Consider the following 16,270-nt stretch of genomic DNA (forward strand, 5'->3'; position numbering starts at 1 on the left):
GTCAATCCGTGCCCTCGATAACCTTCTCCAGTCCCCGACGTTGATCGGCAGTATACCCGTCGCCGTCCTTCGGCGCATCGGGTTTTGCCGGCGGGCTGATCAAACGTTCGAAAAGCAGCTTTTCTGTTTTCTCGCGGGCTTTCGCGCCGGCACTCCCGGCGGCGTTCCGAAGTTTTGGCCGCAATTTTGGCGGCACGAGGCCGACAAGGGTTTGTGCGCCCTGTTCGACGAGAGGCAGTGTGCGCGCTTCGGTTACCCATTGCGGATAGCCATCATCCTCGATCAACCAGTTCAGTCCGAGATAGAGCAAGCAAACCAGTACCGCGCCGCGAACAATCCCGAAAAGGAATCCCAGGGAGCGGTCAACGGCACTGAGGCCGCTGCCTTGTAACGCGGCGGCAACATAGTGGGTGACCAGCGACATTACAATGACCGAGACGACGAAAACCGCGATACCTGCCGCCAGATCTGCCATATCGCCCCACCCCAGAAGCTGGCGGACATAGGGCGCGGTGACGGGGTAGAGATAAAGCGCGGCGAAGAAGGCCGCGACCCACGAGCCGATGGCCAGCACCTCGCGGAAAAAACCCCGCGCGAAGGCGAGTATTCCCGAGAGCAGGACCATGGCGATGATCGCGACGTCGGTCACATTGACCGGCAGGTTATCCATGGCTTACGCCTCTCCCGCTTTGCGGCCGATATTGGTTTCGTCCTGGAACATGGCTACCAGATCATGCAAATGCTTGATCGTGGCAAGAGCGAGGCTGCCATTACGGGGGGCTTTTTTGTCACCCGACGAGCGGCGCGGCTCTGGCATGATGGCGCGCTCGAAACCGAGCTTGGCGGCTTCTTTCAGGCGGGCCTCGGCGTGAGAGACGGCACGTATTTCGGCCGAGAGGCCGATTTCTCCGAACACAACCGAATTTGACGGGACCGGCGTGCCGGTCAGAGAGGAAAGCAGGGCGGCCGCAACGGCAAGGTCGGCGGCTGGCTCGCTGACTTTCAAGCCGCCGGCGACATTGAGAAATACATCGCTGCCCGCGAGGACGACACCGCAACGCGCCTCAAGCACGGCCGTGACCATGGCGAGACGCCCGGAATCCCAGCCAATGACGGCCCGGCGCGGTGTTCCGTAGGGCGAGGGGGCAACCAGTGCCTGGATCTCTACCAGCAGCGGCCGTGTGCCTTCCATACCGGCAAAGACACACGCGCCCGAGACATTGTCCTGCCTGTCTCCGAGGAAAAGGGCTGACGGGTTGGTAACTTCGGCGAGACCGATTTCGGTCATTTCGAAGACGCCGATCTCGTCGGTCGGCCCGAACCGGTTCTTCACGCCGCGCAGGATACGGAACTGGTGGCCGCGCTCGCCCTCGAAATAGAGCACCGTGTCGACCATGTGCTCGAGCACCCGGGGGCCGGCGATGGTGCCTTCCTTGGTCACATGACCGACCAGCAACAGCACGATGCCGCGCCGCTTGGCGACACGGATAAGCTCCTGTGCCGATGCACGAACCTGGGAGACCGTGCCGGGGGCGCTGTCGATGGCGTCCACATACATGGTCTGGATCGAATCGATCACCAGGACGTCGGGCGCATCCTCGCCGTCCATCGTGGTGACGATGTCGCGCACGCTGGTGGCGGCCGCGAGTTGCACCGGCGCTTCGGCGACGCCGAGACGCTGGGCGCGCATCCGCACCTGATCCAGCGCTTCTTCACCGGAGACATAGGCGCAGCGGGAGTTTTCGGAAAGTTTGGCCGTCACCTGCAGCAACAGGGTGGATTTGCCGATACCGGGATCGCCACCAATCAGCACGACGGAGCCGGGAACGAGGCCACCACCGGCGACCCGGTCGAACTCGGCGATGTTCGTGACCCGGCGTGGCGATTTCTTGGAGCTTCCGGAGAGACTGACGAAATCGATCTTCCGGCCCTTCGCCCCGCCGAGGCCCTTCGGCGCGGCTTTCTCGACAACCTCTTCGATCAGGCTGTTCCAGGCGCCGCAGGCGTCGCACTTTCCGGACCATTTCGGCTGGACGCCGCCGCATTCCTGGCAGACATAGCGGGCTTGAGACTTTGCCATTGTGCGCTCCGCTCAGGCTCGGCTGGTCACGAGTTCAATCGGGCCTTCTTCGAGACCGTTGATGAACTGATGCACATAGGGATTGCCGGACGTGTCGATCTCCGCGGTCGGACCCTGCCAGATGATCTTGCCGTCGTAGAGCATGGCGATACGGTTGCCGATCCGGCGGGCGCTGTCCATGTCATGGGTGATGGTGAGTGCGGTGATCTTGAACTCCTCGACGCATTTGACGATCAACTCGTCGATTATGTCGCCCATGATCGGGTCGAGGCCGGTTGTCGGCTCGTCGAAGAAGACCACTTCGGGACGTGTGGCGATGGTGCGGGCGAGGGCGGCGCGTTTGCGCATGCCGGTGGATATCTCGCCCGGATACATTGCTCCGACATCCGGCTCCAGTCCAACCTGTGCCATGAAATCCAGAGCGATCTCGTGCGCCTGCTTGCGTGGCATGCTCTGCGCCTCCACCAGGCCGAAAGAGACATTGTCCAGAATCGACAGAGAGTCGAACAGCGCGCCAGCCTGAAACAGCAGGCCGAACCTGCTCATCATAGCCCGGCGTTCGGAGGCAGCCAGCGAGAGGACGTCGGTGCCATCGATCTCGACTGCGCCACTATCGGCATCCATCAGGCCGGTAACGGTCTTGATCAGGACGGACTTGCCGGTGCCGGACCCGCCAATCACGACCACGGATTCCGCCTCTGCGATATCGAGGTCCAGTCCGCGCAGCACATGGTTGGAGCCGAAGGACTTGGTCAGGCCCCGGATCCTGATTTTCGGCAGTGCTGCCGTAGGTTCGGCCATTGCGTTTCCCTGCCGCTCAGCGGGCGAAGAACAATTCGGTGATCAGATAGTTCGAAATCAGTATCAGGATCGAGGCGGAGACCACGGCGTTGGTCGTTGCCCGGCCAACACCCTGGGCGCCGCGTCCGGAATGGTAACCGTGATAGCAGCCCATGAGGGCGATCAGAAAACCGAAGACAGCGGCCTTTACCAGACCGGAGACCACGTCCTGGGTTTCCAGAAAATCAAACGTGCTCTTCAGGTAGCTGCCGGCATTGAAGCCAAGCTTGTTAACGCCGACCAGATAGCCGCCGAACACGCCGATGATATCGCCGATCAGGACCAGGAAGGGCAGGCTGATGATGCCTGCGAGCACGCGCGGCACGACGAGATACTTGTAGGGACTGGTCGACAAGGTGGTCAGTGCGTCGACCTGTTCCGTCACCCGCATGGTGCCGATTTCCGCTGCCATCGAGGCGCCAATGCGGCCGGCGACCATGAGGCCGGCCAGCACCGGGCCAAGTTCCCGGGTCATGGACAGGACGACCACGGTGGCAATCGCGCTTTCGGCATTGAAGCGGGAAAAGCCGGTATAGCTTTGCAGCGCCAGAACCATTCCGGAGAACAGGGTGGTCAGGCCGACGACCGGCAGGGAGTAGTAGCCGATATCCACCAGTTGGCGGCCGAGCAGGCGCCAGTAAATCGGCGGGCGCACGCAATGACTGATCGTGATGCCGGTGAACACCGCCAGCCGTCCGGTGGCGGCGAGAAAGCCGAGAAAAGTCCGTCCGATCGCTGCAAGAAAATTCATGCGTGTTTGGTTCCTGTGCAGGAGCCGGGCATTTCGCTTGGCATGATCAGGTCTCTCCGCTCCCCGTATCAACGTAGCGTCGGGTATAGCGATGGCCGAGGCCTGTCAATATTTCATACCCGATGGTCCCGGCCGCGTCGGCCGCATCGTTTACCGTGTAACGCGATCCCAGCAGTTCGACAAACCCGCCGGGGTATATTTCGGCCCGGTCGGCATCGCTGACATCGACCGCGAGCATATCCATGGAAACACGGCCGACGACGGGAAGTTTGCGATCCCCGAGATAGGCCGCGCCCTGACTGGACAGAGAGCGGAGATATCCGTCCGCATAGCCCACGGCAACGGTGGCGATACGTCCGTCTTTCTGAACCTTGTGTGTGCCGCCATATCCAACGGTATCGCCGGCTTTCACGGCGCGAACCTGAAGGACGCGTCCCATAAGTCTTACTACGGGAGCCATCGGACTTGGCTCGCCGTCCTTCACGCGCCCGCCATAGAGCGCGAAGCCGGGCCGGGCGAGATTGAAATGATAATCCAGCCCGAGAAAGATACCGGCGGAATTGGCCAGGCTGGCCTGCATCCTGCGTTGCAGCCGGGGCAGTTGTTCCTTGAAGCGCGCAAGCTGCGCGGCGTTGGATGGACTGTCCGGATCATCCGCGGTGGTAAGATGGGAAAGGGCATAAAGCCAGTCCGGGCCGCCAAGCACATCCGGCTCGTCGGATATCCATTTCATATCCTCGGCGGTCAGCCCGAGCCTGCTCATGCCGGTGTCGATATGAAGCATTGCCGGCAGGGCCCGGTCGGCCCGGACGCACATCTGCCGGATCCGGGCAATCTGCTCCAGATCGTTGATCACCGGGATCAGCCCGTGTTCCGGAAAGACTTCCTCGGTGCCGGGCAGCAAACCGTTCAGTACGGCAATGCGGGCGCGGGGCAGCACATCCCGGAGGGTGATGCCTTCGTCGACTGTGGCGACGAAGAAAGTCCGGCAACCGACCTCGAAAAGAGCTGGTCCGACCCGATCCACGCCGGTTCCGTAGGCATCCGCCTTCACCGCCGCGCCGCATTCGACGCCACCGAGGCGCTTTTTCAGATCGAGATAGTTTTGCTTGATCGCGCTAAGGTCGATCACGAGTTCCGACGCGGCGCCGGAGCCGTCACTCGCCGGCAGAGTGTCGAGCATTAGAAATTGTCCGGGATATGATCGTCAGCAACGAAATTGGAGAAGCGGGTGGTCGCGCCTTCGAAGTGCAAGGTCACTGTGCCGGTGGGACCGTGCCGCTGCTTGCCGATGATGACTTCGGCTTTACCGTAGGACGATTCGCATCGTTCTTTCCACTGGTCGTGACGATCGTGGAACTTCTCGTCCGACTCCTCGATACGCTGCGCGGGCTCGCCCTTTTCCAGATAGTACTGCTCACGGAACACGAACATGACCACGTCCGCATCCTGCTCGATCGAGCCGGATTCACGAAGGTCGGCGAGCACCGGCCGCTTGTCGTCACGCTGCTCGACCGCGCGGGAGAGCTGGGACAGCGCGATGACTGGAACGTCGAGTTCCTTGGCGATTGCCTTCAGACCCTGGGTGATCATGGAGATTTCCTGCACCCGGTTGTCGGTCCGCTGACCGACGGAAGGGCGCATCAGCTGCAAGTAATCGACCACGATGAGCGACAAGCCCTGCTGGCGCTTCAGGCGCCGCGCTCTGGCGCGCATGGTGGCGATAGAGATCGCCGGCGTGTCGTCGATATAAAGCGGCGCGCGTTCCAGATCCTGGCTGGCGGCGACCAGTTTCTGGAAGTCTTCGGTGGTGAGTTCGCCGCGCCGGATGTGCTCCGAGGAAATCTCGGTCTGTTCGGCGAGGATACGGGTGGCGAGCTGCTCGGCCGACATTTCCAGCGAGAAGAACGCAACGACCTGCCGTTCCAGCTCCGGGTCTTTCAGGGACGCTGTTGCCACATGGAAGGCGATGTTGGTGGCCAGCGCTGTTTTACCCATCGCAGGCCGTCCAGCGAGGATCAGCAGATCCGATGGATGCAGGCCGCCGAGCTTGGCATCGAGGTCCGTGAGGCCGGAAGATACACCGGCGAGGCCGCCATCGCGCTTGAAGGCTTCCTCGGCCATCCGGACCGAGTTGGTAAGGGCTTCTCCGAAGTCCTGGAAACCGCCCTGGCTGGAGCCGCGTTCGGCAAGGCCGAACAATTTCGATTCCGCCGCTTCGATTTGCTCAGACGCCGGCAGGTCGAGATCGTGCTGATAGGCCTCGTTGACGATTTCGCCGCCGAGATCGATCAGTTCCCGCCGCAGGAAGCTGTCGTAAATCGCCTGGCCGTAATCGTCGGCATTGATCACCGTGACGACGGAGGCGGCGAGGCGCACAAGATACTGGGCGCCGCCGGCTTCCTGCAGGGACTCGTCCTGATCGAACAGGGCTTTCAGGGTGACTGGGTTGGCGATCTGGCCTTTTTCGATCAGCCGTCCGCAGGCAGCGAAGATCCGGCCATGCACCGGGTCGGCGAAATGATCGGCGGAGAGATATTCGCTAACGCGTTCAAAGGCGCGGTTGTTAACGAGGACGGCGCCGAGCAGGCCCTGCTCTGCTTCCAGATTATGGGGCGGCTCACGATACGCGCTGGTTTGCGGTTCGGCACGAGGGAGCGCTGCGACGGCGGAAACGGACTCTGAATTCGACATTGCCTACACATACCAAGAAGGGCTGTGGACGTCTTCCGCAATCTTATCCACAAGCCGTGAAATATCAAAGACTTATGTCTGTGGATAAAACGGGATAATGGGGATAAGCGGAATAAGGCCCATGTGATTCAACGGCTCTCGCCTGTGAAAAAGAAAACGGCCATCCTGTGAGGGACGGCCGTTTCCGAATGCATGTATGCGGAAGAATCGAAAGGCTCAGGCCTCTTCGGTCTTCTCTTCCTCAGCGGCATCCTCGGCAACTTCTTCAGTCGCTTCGGGGGCAGCCTGGACTTCGACTTCTTCTTCGTCGTCGTTGTCATTTTCTTCGCTGCCGACGGCGCGGCCGAGAAGTTTCTGCTGTTCGGCTTCGTCCGTGCTGCGGGCGATGTTCACGGTGATGTTCACCGCGACTTCCGGGTGCAGAACGACACGGATTTGCTCAAGGCCAAGGACCTTCAGCGCGCGGTCGAGAATGACCTGACGCTTGTTGATGGTGACGCCCTCGGCGGTCGCGGACTCGGCAATGTCACGGGAGGTGACGGAGCCGTAGAGCTGACCGCTGTCGCCGGCGGCCCGGATGATCGGGACCATCAGGCCTTCGAGCTTCTTGGCAACCTTTTCGGCTTCAGCCTTGCGCTCGAGATTTTCCGCTTCGAGCTGGGCCCGCTGGCCGTCGAAGTGGGTCAGGTTGCTCTTGTTGGCACGCAGGGCTTTACCCTGGGGCAGCAGGAAGTTGCGGGCAAAACCCGGCTTGACGGTAACGACGTCGCCCATCTGGCCGAGACGTTCGATACGCTCCAGAAGAATGACTTCCATTTTTCTTACTCCTTAAAGGCCGAAGCCGTTGCCGCGTTGCCGCGGTGCAGGCCGGTTCCGGCCAGGGTCACGTTCAATTCGAGTTCCGTGCGATCCGGCCCTTCAGATCCGCCCAGTGATCGACCAGTCCCGCGAAAACAAGCAGGAGCCAGACGAACTGCAGGACAGGCAGCACGAAGGACAGGATCATCAGCGTATAGGTCACGTGCAGAAGCCAGCGCTTGCCAGTCAACGCGGAGGCCAGGGCGTGTATCAGCCCCAGTCCCGAGAGGAAGAAAGGCAGGCACAGGATTGGCACCGCATTCCATCCGAGATAACCGAGCGTTCCGTCCGTGACCGCTGCCAGCAAGGCGGCAACGGCGAGCGGGAAGGGCGCCCAGTTCGGCAAGCGGATGTCCCGCATGTCGGGCGAAGGCCTGAGGTTGGCGCTGAAGCGTGCGAGCACGCCCTGCGCCAACAGGCCATTGACGAGGATCATCGCCGCCCATTGTAACCCGGCAACACCGGGAAACACGGCGATGATCAGCTCCCGGGCGGCAGCAAGCTGCTCCGGAGGCAGGGCCATAGGCCCTTCGAGGACTGTTCCCATAGTCTCGAAAAGTGCCTCGACTTTCATCCTGACGATGGCTTCGAGGCCTTCCCCCTGAAGGCCGGTGACCACGACCGCTGTCAGCAATCCCGTAGCGGGAATAGCCGTCAGCCACATGGCCAGCATGCCGGGAGGGAACCATTCGAGATCCGAATTCTCCTGATCCTCGTTCACAGGACGGGCCAGCAGCGCCTGCCGTGCAAGCAGGACTGCGGGCAACCCGCAAAAGATCAGGAAGAACAGAGCGGCCAGGCCGTTGGCGGCGAACAGCACTATAGCGCTCCCCGCCAGTGCTGCGGCCATCCCCGCAATCCATCCCCGCCCGAAAGCGATGGCGAACAGCGGGAGAGGCGACAGGAACGCAAGCAGAATCGCCCCAAGCGATCCGAGGATCGTGGAGAGATACATGAGCGCACTTGCGATTGCCGCCGCTCCGATGGGAAACCACCTGGACCACATCTTGCCTCGTCAAGCCCGCATCAGCGGGCATCGGCTAATCCCGTTTAGCTGAGCACGTACGGCAGCAGGGCCATGAAGCGGGCACGTTTGATGGCTCGCGCCAACTCACGCTGCTTCTTGGCAGACACGGCCGTAATGCGGCTCGGAACGATCTTGCCGCGTTCGGACAGGAAGCGCTGGAGCAGCTTGATGTCCTTGTAGTCGATTTTCGGCGCGTTGGTGCTGGCGAACGGGCACGACTTGCGACGGCGCATGAACGGCTTGCGGACAGCGGCGCGGGAAATTGTAAGAGTGCTCATGGATCAGTCTCCCTGGGCTTCGCTTGAGGCCGGCTCACGGTCGGCGCGTTCCGGGCGGTCACCACGGTCCGGACGATCGCTGCGTTCCGGACGGTCACCACGGTCGAAACGACCACCTCCACCAGGACGGCCACCACGGCCACCACGGTCGGTGCGTTCGGTCTTGGCAAGAACGATCGCGGACGGGCCTTCAGGAAGCTCTTCCATCCGCAGCGTGATGTAACGCAGCACGTCTTCATTCAGACGCATCAGGCGTTCCATCTCAGTGATGGCTTCGGCCGGGGCTTCCATGTGCAGCAGCACATAATGGCCCTTGCGGTTCTTTTTGATCTTGTAGGAGAGGGAGCGCAGACCCCAGAATTCGGTGTTCTTGATCTCACCACCCATGTTGGTGATGATCTCGGAGAATTCGGTTGTAAGCTGCTCGGCTTGGGCGGACGAGATGTCCTGGCGTGCGATAAACACGCTCTCATAGAGAGGCATTGGTGCTCCTTACGGATAATCAGAACGTTCCTCATGGAACGCTGCTAAGCCGGCATAAACCGGCAAGGAGTTATGTAAAAACCCGCCCCGGCACGAGGTGCCTTAGCGCGGGACCGGCGGAATATACACAAATCCGGCGGGCGTGCAACTCCGCTGTCGGTTCCGCTTGACAGGGCATTGGCGGGCCGTTCTTTTTGGCGCCGCTAAAAAGCGTGTGTATCAGGCATTTCTCTTCACCGGCCCAGCCGTTTGGAAGAGGCTTTGGAAACGCCGTGAAAGACAAGGATGTCACATATGACAACGGTTCGCGCATTTACATTCCCGGGGCAGGGTTCCCAGGTCGTCGGAATGGGCAAGACGCTCGCTGACACCTACGGCGAGGCGCGTGCGGTTTTTGAACAGGTTGACGAGGCTCTGGGCGAGCCCCTGTCCCGGCTCATGTTCGAGGGGCCGGAAGAGGAACTCGTCCTGACCCGCAACGCGCAGCCCGCCCTGATGGCGGTCAGCCTTGCGGTCGTCCGTGTTCTGGAAGCCGAGAGCGGCAAGACGATCGGCGATATGGCGGGTTTTGTCGCCGGCCACTCGCTTGGCGAGTATTCCGCGCTTGCGGCGGCGCGTGCTCTCGATCTTGCGGATGCAGCCAAGCTGCTTCGGCTGCGCGGCGAAGCCATGCAGTCGGCGGTTCCGGTCGGTGAGGGCGCCATGGCGGCGTTGCTTGGCGTGTCGCTCGATGTGGCGCGCGAGATCGCGGCGGAAGGCCGTGCCGATGGCGGTGTCTGCGATATCGCCAATGACAATGCCGATGGACAGGTTGTGATCAGTGGCGCCAAAGCCGCAGTAGAACGCGCTGTCGCGGCTGCTGCCGACAAGGGCGCGCGCAAGAGCATCATGCTGCCTGTCAGTGCACCGTTCCATTGTGGCCTGATGGCGCCTGCCGCCGACGCGATGGCGGAAGCACTGGCGATCACGGATCTGCGGCAGCCGCTGGTGCCGCTGGTGTCGAACGTGTTGGCGGACCAATTGCTTGACCCGAGTGAGATACGCATCCGCCTGGTCGAGCAGGTCACCGGCATGGTGCGCTGGCGCGAATCAGTTCTGTGGCTGGCGTCCCAGGGCGTCACCGATATCGTCGAACTCGGCGCCGGCAAGGTGCTGACCGGTATGGCCAAGCGGATTGATCGCTCTCTCAAGGGCAGCGCTATCGGTACGCCGGAAGAGATCGCGGCCTATCTCGAAACCCTTTAAGGTCCAATCGGCCCGGTCATGGGCGAGGGAGAATTCATATGTTTCGTCTGGATGGAAAATCGGCCCTGGTGACGGGCGCGAGCGGCGGCATCGGCAATGCCATTGCCAAGGCTCTGCACGCACAGGGGGCGGAAGTCGTCCTGTCCGGTACCCGTGAGGAGGCGCTGCAGGCGCTGGCAGGGGAGCTGGGTGAGCGCGCGCACGTGGTGACGGCAAATCTCGGCGATGCCGACTCGATCGCCACACTTGCCAAGACGGCGGAAGACATCGCTGACGGCGGTATCGACATTTTGATCAATAATGCAGGCGTGACCCGTGACGGTCTGATGATGCGAATGAAGGACGAGGACTGGGAGGCGGTGATGAACGTCAACCTGATGTCCGGTTTCCGTCTCTCGCGCGCTCTGATGCGCGGCATGATGAAACGGCGCTGGGGGCGCGTTATCGGTATTTCCTCCATCGTCGGTGCAACCGGCAATCCGGGCCAGGCCAATTATGCTGCCTCCAAGGCCGGCATGGTCGGCTTCACCAAGTCCCTGGCCCAGGAAGTCGCGAACCGGGGCATCACCGCGAACGTGGTGGCGCCAGGCTTTATTAAAACCGCGATGACCGATGCCCTGGACGAGGCGCAGCACGAGAAACTGCTTGCCGCTGTTCCGGCTGGCCGTCTCGGTACGCCGGAGGATATTGCTGCCTCTGTGGTTTATCTCGCCTCCGAGGAAGCGGCATATGTTACAGGTGCTACCATTCATGTGAATGGCGGTATGGCGATGCTGTAGCGGCCGCCGAGCGAGTGCGGGCGGACCGAGTCGCAAGCCCGGCATTGGCTTTGATGCTGCAGACGCTTGGTGTTTCTGATGCTAGGCAAGTAAAAAAAAGTGTGGTATCCCGCCGCCGCTTACAGGTGTGTTGCCTATCTGTTTCGGACTCCATGATGAAACACGGGTTTCTTGGAGTATATTGAGGTCGGTGAACGCAGGCGTTTCGCTGACAAACCGTTGAGCTTAAGATTCGAGGAAAACAAAAATGAGTGACGTCGCCGCTAGCGTGAAGAAGATCGTGGTCGAACATCTCGGCGTTGATGAGGCCAAAGTGGTCGACTCCGCGAGCTTCATCGACGACCTCGGGGCCGACAGCCTCGACACGGTTGAACTTGTCATGGCGTTCGAAGAAGAATTTGGCGTCGAAATTCCGGACGATGCCGCCGAGAAAATTCTGACCGTGAAGGACGCGATTTCCTTCATCGAAGAATCTTCCAAGTAATTGACTGACGACTGCCCTCGGGCGGAGTTTTCCGCCCGGGGTTACGTTTGTAATCTGGAAAAGTGCAAGGCATGAGACGTGTCGTAATCACCGGCCTCGGTCTGGTTACGCCCCTCGGCGATGGGGTCGAACATAATTGGTCCCGGCTCCTGAACAGCGAGTCCGGCATCAGGGCTATCGATACATTCGATGTTTCCGATTTGCCTGCGAAAATCGCCGGTACTGTTCAGGAAGGCGAAGGCGGGGGCGGCCTTTTCAATCCGTCCGCCTATCTGGAGCCGAAAGAGCAGCGCAAGATCGACCGTTTCATTCTATTCGGTGTGGCTGCTGCCGATCAGGCGGTGCGCGATTCCGGGTGGATGCCCGAAGACGAGGAAAGCCAGGATCGTACTGGCGTTCTCATCGGCTCCGGCATCGGCGGTCTGACCAGCATTTCGGAGACGGAAGATCTGATGCGGGACCGCGGTCCGCGCCGTATCAGTCCGTTCTTTATCCCGGCTGCACTGATCAATCTTATTTCCGGCCACGTTTCCATCCGTTTCAGATTTCGCGGTCCAAACCATTCCGTCGTCACGGCATGTGCGACCGGCGCCCATGCAATTGGCGACGCTGCGCGTCTGATCATGCTGGACGATGCCGATGTCATGGTGGCGGGCGGTGCCGAAGCGGCTGTCTGCCGGCTCGGTATTGCCGGTTTCTCCGCAGCCCGGGCTCTGTCCACCGGTTTCAACGAGGCTCCCGAGACGGCTTCCCGTCCCTGGGACGATGGCCGTGACGGCTTCGTTATGGGCGAAGGCGGCGGCTGTGTCGTTCTTGAAGAATACGAACATGCGAAACGCCGCGGCGCGAAAATCTACGCCGAAGTGACCGGCTACGGCATGTCCGGCGACGCGCACCACATCACGGCTCCGGCCGCAGACGGAAATGGCGGCTACCGTGCCATGAAGGCCGCTCTCAAGCGCGCCAACCTGGCGACCGATCAGATCGATTATATCAACGCACACGGCACCTCCACGCCGCTGGGCGACATGATCGAGCTCGGCGCCGTGAAGCGTCTGATGGGCGACGATCTGGGCGGTGCTTCCATGTCATCGACCAAATCCGCCGTCGGTCATTTGCTCGGTGCGGCTGGTGCGGTCGAGGCGATTTATTCGGTGCTTGCGATTCGCGACAGCATGTTGCCGCCGACGCTTAATCTTGAGTCGCCGTCCGAGAATGTCGGGCCGGTCGATCTCGTGCCGCTCAAGGCCAAGGAGCGCAAGATCAAGCATGCGCTTTCCAATTCCTTCGGGTTCGGCGGCACCAACGCGTCCCTGATCTTCTCCGCCGTGGATTAACGCAGCATGGGCCGGGCCCTGCTGCGTGCATTCCTTGGTTTGCTGTTTCTGGCTATCGCCGGTGCGGTCTGCTGTGCATGGCTCTATGCGCAGTTCACCAGCCCGGGGCCGCTTCCCGTATCCACTGCAATCGTCATTCCCTCCGGAACGGGCCTGGAAGGCATCGCCGCTTCCCTTAAGAGGGCCGGCGCGATCCGGCGTGACTTCGTCTTCGTTATCGGTGCCAGAGCCTTGCGGCAGGCCCGGAGCCTGAAAGCCGGGGAGTATCTGATCCCGGCAGAGTCCAGCCCGCGCCAGGTGATGGAAATCCTTGCATCCGGCAAGACGGTCGTGCGGCGGCTGACGATCCCGGAAGGGCTGACGGCCGCTGAAGTGATGGCGCGGCTGGAACTTGCTGAAGGGCTGACCGGTACGGCAGGAAATCCGGATGAAGGCTCGTTGCTGCCGGAGACCTATCATTTCTCCTATGGCGACAGCCGTGAGGAACTTGTCAAACGCATGCAGGCCTCCATGGAGACCACCGTCGCCAGGCTTTGGGACATGCGGTCTCCGGATTTGCCGGTCAAGACGCCGGAAGAGGCGGTGATCCTTGCTTCCATCGTGGAACGGGAAACGGGCATACCTCAGGAGCGCGGTCTGGTCGCGGGCGTCTTCGTCAATCGGCTGAAGCGTGGCATGCGTCTGCAGTCGGACCCGACCGTGGCTTACGGTATTGCACCCGGCGGCCTCGAGCAGCCGCTCACCCGGGCGGACCTGAAGCAGCCGACGCCGTATAATACCTATGTGATCAAGGGCTTGCCGCCGACGCCGATCGCCAATCCGGGGATCGATGCGATCAGGGCGGTGATGAACCCGGTTCAGACGGACTATCTGTACTTCGTCGCCGACGGATCTGGAGGTCATGCCTTCGCCCGGACGCTGAACGAGCACAATCGCAACGTCCGAAAATGGCGGAAGATCCGCGACTCGAACTGAGCGCCATGCATGAAACTCGGCCCTGACTGGCTTCCTTTGCAATTGTCACTTTTACTCCGTGAGATCTGAATAGGCGGCTTCGGCAGCACTATTTCAGCCGGTCAAGCGCGACTGCGTTTCAGGCTCGATGGGGCCAAAGGACTACGGATGCAGGTAAAATTCGTCTTCCACATACTCAGCATGGTCATCTTCGGGACCGCGATTACCGCGATCCTGCCGCTGCTGGCCGATGCGGTCAGCGGTCAGCACGAGTGGGTCGTTTTCGCCGTGTCGGCAGCCGCCATGGGCTTCTTTGGCGGAGCCTGCCTCCTGGCGACACGGGAAGAACGCTCGAAAGGGATATCCCTGCGAACGGCGTTCCTGCTGACCGGGCTGTCCTGGCTGATACTGCCTCTGTTCGCGGCTCTGCCGTTTCTGGATCTCGGCCTCAGCTATGCAGATGCCATCTTCGAGGCCACGTCGGGCATTACCACGACCGGCTCCACCGTTATCACGGGGCTCGACGACCTGCCGCCGGGGATATTGCTGTGGCGCTCCATTCTGCAATGGATTGGCGGCATCGGCATCCTGGTGATGGCCGTTGTCCTGTTGCCGTTCATGCGGATCGGCGGGGCGCAGTTGTTCCGCACGGAAAGCTCCGAGACGTCGGACAAGGTCGAGCCGCGTTGGTTCGTTCTGATGTCGAATATCCTGCTGGTCTACCTGTTCCTGACACTTTTCTGCGGCGCCGTTTACTGGATTTTGGGGATGTCGGCTTTCGACGCCGTGTGCCATGCGATGGCGACCCTCTCGACCGGCGGATACTCGACCCACGACGCGTCTTTCGGCTATTTCGACTCTGGCGCGCTACAATGGGCCGCCACGCTCTTCATGCTTTCCGGCTCCATCCCGTTCTACGTCTATATCAAGGCGGTCCGGACCGATGCGAGGGCGCTGTTCTCCGACAGCCAGGTCCGGGTCCTTGTGCTCTTTCTGATTATTATCAGTGTCGGCATGGCCGCCTGGCTGTCCCGTCACGGACATATCGGTTTCGGCGAGGCGCTGACCCTGACTTTCTTCAACATCACATCGGTCGTCAGCACCACCGGGTTTGCCAGTGTGGACTACACGCTGTGGGGCTCCGGCGCCATCGGTGCCTTCCTCATCCTGACCTTCGTCGGCGGCTGTTCAGGCTCGACCTCGGGCGGCATCAAGATCTACCGTTTTCAGGTTCTGACCCAGGTTATCGGCGCCCATATCAAGAGACTGACAAGTCCGCATCGCGTGGTGCCGACGCATTTCAACGGCCGGCCCCTGCCGGACGATGCTGCGATTTCCGTGCTGGCATTCCTGACCATGTTCGTCGCGACCATCGCGCTGTGCACACTGGCGCTCACCTTCATGGATCTCGATCTGATCACGGCCTATTCGGCCAGCGTGACGGCGATCACCAATGTCGGCCCCGGCCTCGGTCCGGTGGTCGGTCCCGCCGGAAATTTCAGCAGCCTGCCGGACAGTGCAAAGCTGCTTCTCGCCTTTGCCATGATCCTCGGGCGGCTGGAGATCTTCACAATTCTGGTCATCTTCGATCGCGGTTTCTGGAAGAACTAGGAAAAGCGGCGTGCTTTCGGTTCAGCCCGACTTGGTCGGCAGGCGCCCCATCAACCCGTCGATCCAGGATGGCGGGATGATCTGAAGAAGCTGCACGACAGCGTACATCGGCCAGGGAAAGGCAATCCGCGCCTTGTTCCGTTCCAGCCCGCGCCGGATTCTCTCCGCCGCGTCGTCCGCCTCCATCAGGAACGGCATCGGGAAATCGTTCACATCCGTCATAGGCGAGCGGACATAACCAGGGCAGATAACCGACACTTCGATCCCGCTGCGGGCGGCGGTGGGCCGAAGTCCTTCGCCAAATACCTTCACCGCCGCCTTGCTGCCGCAATAGGCCGGCGCCCCGGGAAAACCCCGGAACCCGGCGAGGGAGCTGACGATTCCGATCTGCCCCTGGCCGCGCTCCTGCATCAGTGGCAGGGCGGGCAGGACGGTGTTCATCAGACCATCGACATTGACCGCATAGACCCGGCGCACCTGATCCGCCGGCTCGGGTCCGCCATCACCGGTTCCGGCGGAGATCCCCGCATTGGCAATGACAAGGTCGAGCGGCGCGATCCTGTTTGCGGAAGCGATCCAGATCTCCATATGCGTCCGCTCGGTCACGTCGATCGTCTCGGTGTGGACCTCCGCGCCTTTTGCTGTCGCGATCCTCGCGACCGCTTCCAGCCGGGCCGTATCCCGCCCGCCGAGAAACAGGGTCTTGCCCGGCGACGCATAGGCTTCGGCGAGCGCGGCGCCTAATCCGCTGGAAGCGCCGGTGATGAGAATTGATCTGGGCGCACGCATCTGGCTGCTCCGCGTCTTGTTGCCGTAACGGGGCGCGGATATAGTGCGCCCCCTGAACCT

Annotated in this window: 17 protein-coding genes; 6 read left to right on the top strand and 11 right to left on the bottom strand. The window is 61.4% G+C overall.

Annotation, left to right across the window (positions count from 1 at the left end):
• Nucleotide 1: 1 nt before the first annotated feature.
• The 10 genes from VOI22_RS01985 to rpsF all read right to left on the bottom strand — a co-directional run bounded on the left by VOI22_RS01985 (nt 2) and on the right by rpsF (nt 9,011).
• On the bottom strand, nt 2–670 hold the full coding sequence (locus VOI22_RS01985; RefSeq protein ID WP_323794925.1) for a CvpA family protein: 669 nt from the start codon (nt 668–670) through the stop codon (nt 2–4).
• Nucleotides 671–673: 3 nt separating this feature from the next.
• Entirely contained in the window at nt 674–2,080 is a 1,407-nt protein-coding gene (gene radA, locus VOI22_RS01990) for a DNA repair protein RadA (RefSeq protein ID WP_323794926.1), read from the bottom strand.
• A 12-nt stretch (nt 2,081–2,092) separates the two neighbouring features.
• Nucleotides 2,093–2,881, bottom strand: a complete 789-nt coding sequence (locus VOI22_RS01995) for an ABC transporter ATP-binding protein (protein ID WP_323794927.1) — start codon at nt 2,879–2,881, stop codon at nt 2,093–2,095.
• Nucleotides 2,882–2,897: 16 nt separating this feature from the next.
• Nucleotides 2,898–3,671: an MlaE family ABC transporter permease gene (locus VOI22_RS02000; protein ID WP_028465590.1), complete on the bottom strand. Its 774-nt coding sequence runs from the start codon at nt 3,669–3,671 to the stop codon at nt 2,898–2,900.
• Between the two features lie 46 nt (nt 3,672–3,717).
• Complete coding sequence (gene alr, locus VOI22_RS02005) at nt 3,718–4,854, bottom strand: alanine racemase (protein ID WP_323794928.1); 1,137 nt, start codon at nt 4,852–4,854, stop codon at nt 3,718–3,720.
• Nucleotides 4,854–6,365 carry a replicative DNA helicase gene (locus VOI22_RS02010; protein ID WP_028465588.1) on the bottom strand — a complete coding sequence of 504 codons (1,512 nt, stop codon included), beginning with the start codon at nt 6,363–6,365 and terminating at the stop codon, nt 4,854–4,856. The genes alr and VOI22_RS02010 overlap by 1 nt, the downstream gene beginning before the upstream one ends.
• A 216-nt stretch (nt 6,366–6,581) precedes the next feature.
• The gene (gene rplI, locus VOI22_RS02015; protein ID WP_028465587.1) at nt 6,582–7,181 is read right to left on the bottom strand and encodes a 50S ribosomal protein L9; all 600 of its coding nucleotides are present in this window, start codon (nt 7,179–7,181) and stop codon (nt 6,582–6,584) included.
• Nucleotides 7,182–7,254: 73 nt separating this feature from the next.
• Entirely contained in the window at nt 7,255–8,229 is a 975-nt protein-coding gene (locus VOI22_RS02020) for a DUF2232 domain-containing protein (RefSeq protein ID WP_323794929.1), read from the bottom strand.
• 44 nt (nt 8,230–8,273) lie between these two features.
• Nucleotides 8,274–8,528 (bottom strand): 30S ribosomal protein S18, encoded by a 255-nt coding sequence (gene rpsR / locus VOI22_RS02025; protein ID WP_028465585.1) that lies wholly within the window; start codon nt 8,526–8,528, stop codon nt 8,274–8,276.
• 3 nt (nt 8,529–8,531) lie between these two features.
• On the bottom strand, nt 8,532–9,011 hold the full coding sequence (rpsF, locus tag VOI22_RS02030) for a 30S ribosomal protein S6 (protein WP_028465584.1): 480 nt from the start codon (nt 9,009–9,011) through the stop codon (nt 8,532–8,534).
• Nucleotides 9,012–9,305: 294 nt separating this feature from the next.
• Between rpsF and fabD the strand changes: the two genes are divergently transcribed.
• The 6 genes from fabD to VOI22_RS02060 all read left to right on the top strand — a co-directional run bounded on the left by fabD (nt 9,306) and on the right by VOI22_RS02060 (nt 15,421).
• The gene (gene fabD / locus VOI22_RS02035) at nt 9,306–10,256 is read left to right on the top strand and encodes an ACP S-malonyltransferase (protein ID WP_323794930.1); all 951 of its coding nucleotides are present in this window, start codon (nt 9,306–9,308) and stop codon (nt 10,254–10,256) included.
• Nucleotides 10,257–10,294: 38 nt separating this feature from the next.
• Nucleotides 10,295–11,035 carry a 3-oxoacyl-[acyl-carrier-protein] reductase gene (gene fabG, locus VOI22_RS02040; RefSeq protein WP_323794931.1) on the top strand — a complete coding sequence of 247 codons (741 nt, stop codon included), beginning with the start codon at nt 10,295–10,297 and terminating at the stop codon, nt 11,033–11,035.
• Between the two features lie 247 nt (nt 11,036–11,282).
• Nucleotides 11,283–11,519, top strand: a complete 237-nt coding sequence (locus tag VOI22_RS02045) for an acyl carrier protein (RefSeq protein ID WP_028465581.1) — start codon at nt 11,283–11,285, stop codon at nt 11,517–11,519.
• Between the two features lie 71 nt (nt 11,520–11,590).
• On the top strand, nt 11,591–12,856 hold the full coding sequence (gene fabF, locus VOI22_RS02050) for a beta-ketoacyl-ACP synthase II (protein WP_028465580.1): 1,266 nt from the start codon (nt 11,591–11,593) through the stop codon (nt 12,854–12,856).
• Between the two features lie 6 nt (nt 12,857–12,862).
• Nucleotides 12,863–13,831 carry an endolytic transglycosylase MltG gene (mltG, locus tag VOI22_RS02055; protein WP_323794932.1) on the top strand — a complete coding sequence of 323 codons (969 nt, stop codon included), beginning with the start codon at nt 12,863–12,865 and terminating at the stop codon, nt 13,829–13,831.
• 147 nt (nt 13,832–13,978) lie between these two features.
• Nucleotides 13,979–15,421 (top strand): TrkH family potassium uptake protein, encoded by a 1,443-nt coding sequence (locus tag VOI22_RS02060; RefSeq protein ID WP_323794933.1) that lies wholly within the window; start codon nt 13,979–13,981, stop codon nt 15,419–15,421.
• Nucleotides 15,422–15,442: 21 nt separating this feature from the next.
• Here VOI22_RS02060 and VOI22_RS02065 read toward each other — a convergent pair whose 3' ends face one another.
• The gene (locus tag VOI22_RS02065; protein ID WP_323794934.1) at nt 15,443–16,210 is read right to left on the bottom strand and encodes an SDR family NAD(P)-dependent oxidoreductase; all 768 of its coding nucleotides are present in this window, start codon (nt 16,208–16,210) and stop codon (nt 15,443–15,445) included.
• Between the last annotated feature and the right edge of the window lie 60 nt (nt 16,211–16,270).

Source organism: Nisaea sp. (genome assembly GCF_034670185.1).
GTDB lineage: Bacteria > Pseudomonadota > Alphaproteobacteria > Thalassobaculales > Thalassobaculaceae > Nisaea.

Excerpts from the sequence above, each read along its gene's own strand:
- VOI22_RS01985 (WP_323794925.1), bottom strand. The coding sequence starts at position 670 with ATGGATAACCTGCCGGTCAATGTGACCGACGTCGCGATCATCGCCATG.
- radA (WP_323794926.1), bottom strand. The coding sequence starts at position 2,080 with ATGGCAAAGTCTCAAGCCCGCTATGTCTGCCAGGAATGCGGCGGCGTC.
- VOI22_RS01995 (WP_323794927.1), bottom strand. The coding sequence starts at position 2,881 with ATGGCCGAACCTACGGCAGCACTGCCGAAAATCAGGATCCGGGGCCTG.
- VOI22_RS02000 (WP_028465590.1), bottom strand. The coding sequence starts at position 3,671 with ATGAATTTTCTTGCAGCGATCGGACGGACTTTTCTCGGCTTTCTCGCC.
- alr (WP_323794928.1), bottom strand. The coding sequence starts at position 4,854 with ATGCTCGACACTCTGCCGGCGAGTGACGGCTCCGGCGCCGCGTCGGAA.
- VOI22_RS02010 (WP_028465588.1), bottom strand. The coding sequence starts at position 6,365 with ATGTCGAATTCAGAGTCCGTTTCCGCCGTCGCAGCGCTCCCTCGTGCC.
- rplI (WP_028465587.1), bottom strand. The coding sequence starts at position 7,181 with ATGGAAGTCATTCTTCTGGAGCGTATCGAACGTCTCGGCCAGATGGGC.
- VOI22_RS02020 (WP_323794929.1), bottom strand. The coding sequence starts at position 8,229 with ATGTGGTCCAGGTGGTTTCCCATCGGAGCGGCGGCAATCGCAAGTGCG.
- rpsR (WP_028465585.1), bottom strand. The coding sequence starts at position 8,528 with ATGAGCACTCTTACAATTTCCCGCGCCGCTGTCCGCAAGCCGTTCATG.
- rpsF (WP_028465584.1), bottom strand. The coding sequence starts at position 9,011 with ATGCCTCTCTATGAGAGCGTGTTTATCGCACGCCAGGACATCTCGTCC.
- fabD (WP_323794930.1), top strand. The coding sequence starts at position 9,306 with ATGACAACGGTTCGCGCATTTACATTCCCGGGGCAGGGTTCCCAGGTC.
- fabG (WP_323794931.1), top strand. The coding sequence starts at position 10,295 with ATGTTTCGTCTGGATGGAAAATCGGCCCTGGTGACGGGCGCGAGCGGC.
- VOI22_RS02045 (WP_028465581.1), top strand. The coding sequence starts at position 11,283 with ATGAGTGACGTCGCCGCTAGCGTGAAGAAGATCGTGGTCGAACATCTC.
- fabF (WP_028465580.1), top strand. The coding sequence starts at position 11,591 with ATGAGACGTGTCGTAATCACCGGCCTCGGTCTGGTTACGCCCCTCGGC.
- mltG (WP_323794932.1), top strand. The coding sequence starts at position 12,863 with ATGGGCCGGGCCCTGCTGCGTGCATTCCTTGGTTTGCTGTTTCTGGCT.
- VOI22_RS02060 (WP_323794933.1), top strand. The coding sequence starts at position 13,979 with ATGCAGGTAAAATTCGTCTTCCACATACTCAGCATGGTCATCTTCGGG.
- VOI22_RS02065 (WP_323794934.1), bottom strand. The coding sequence starts at position 16,210 with ATGCGTGCGCCCAGATCAATTCTCATCACCGGCGCTTCCAGCGGATTA.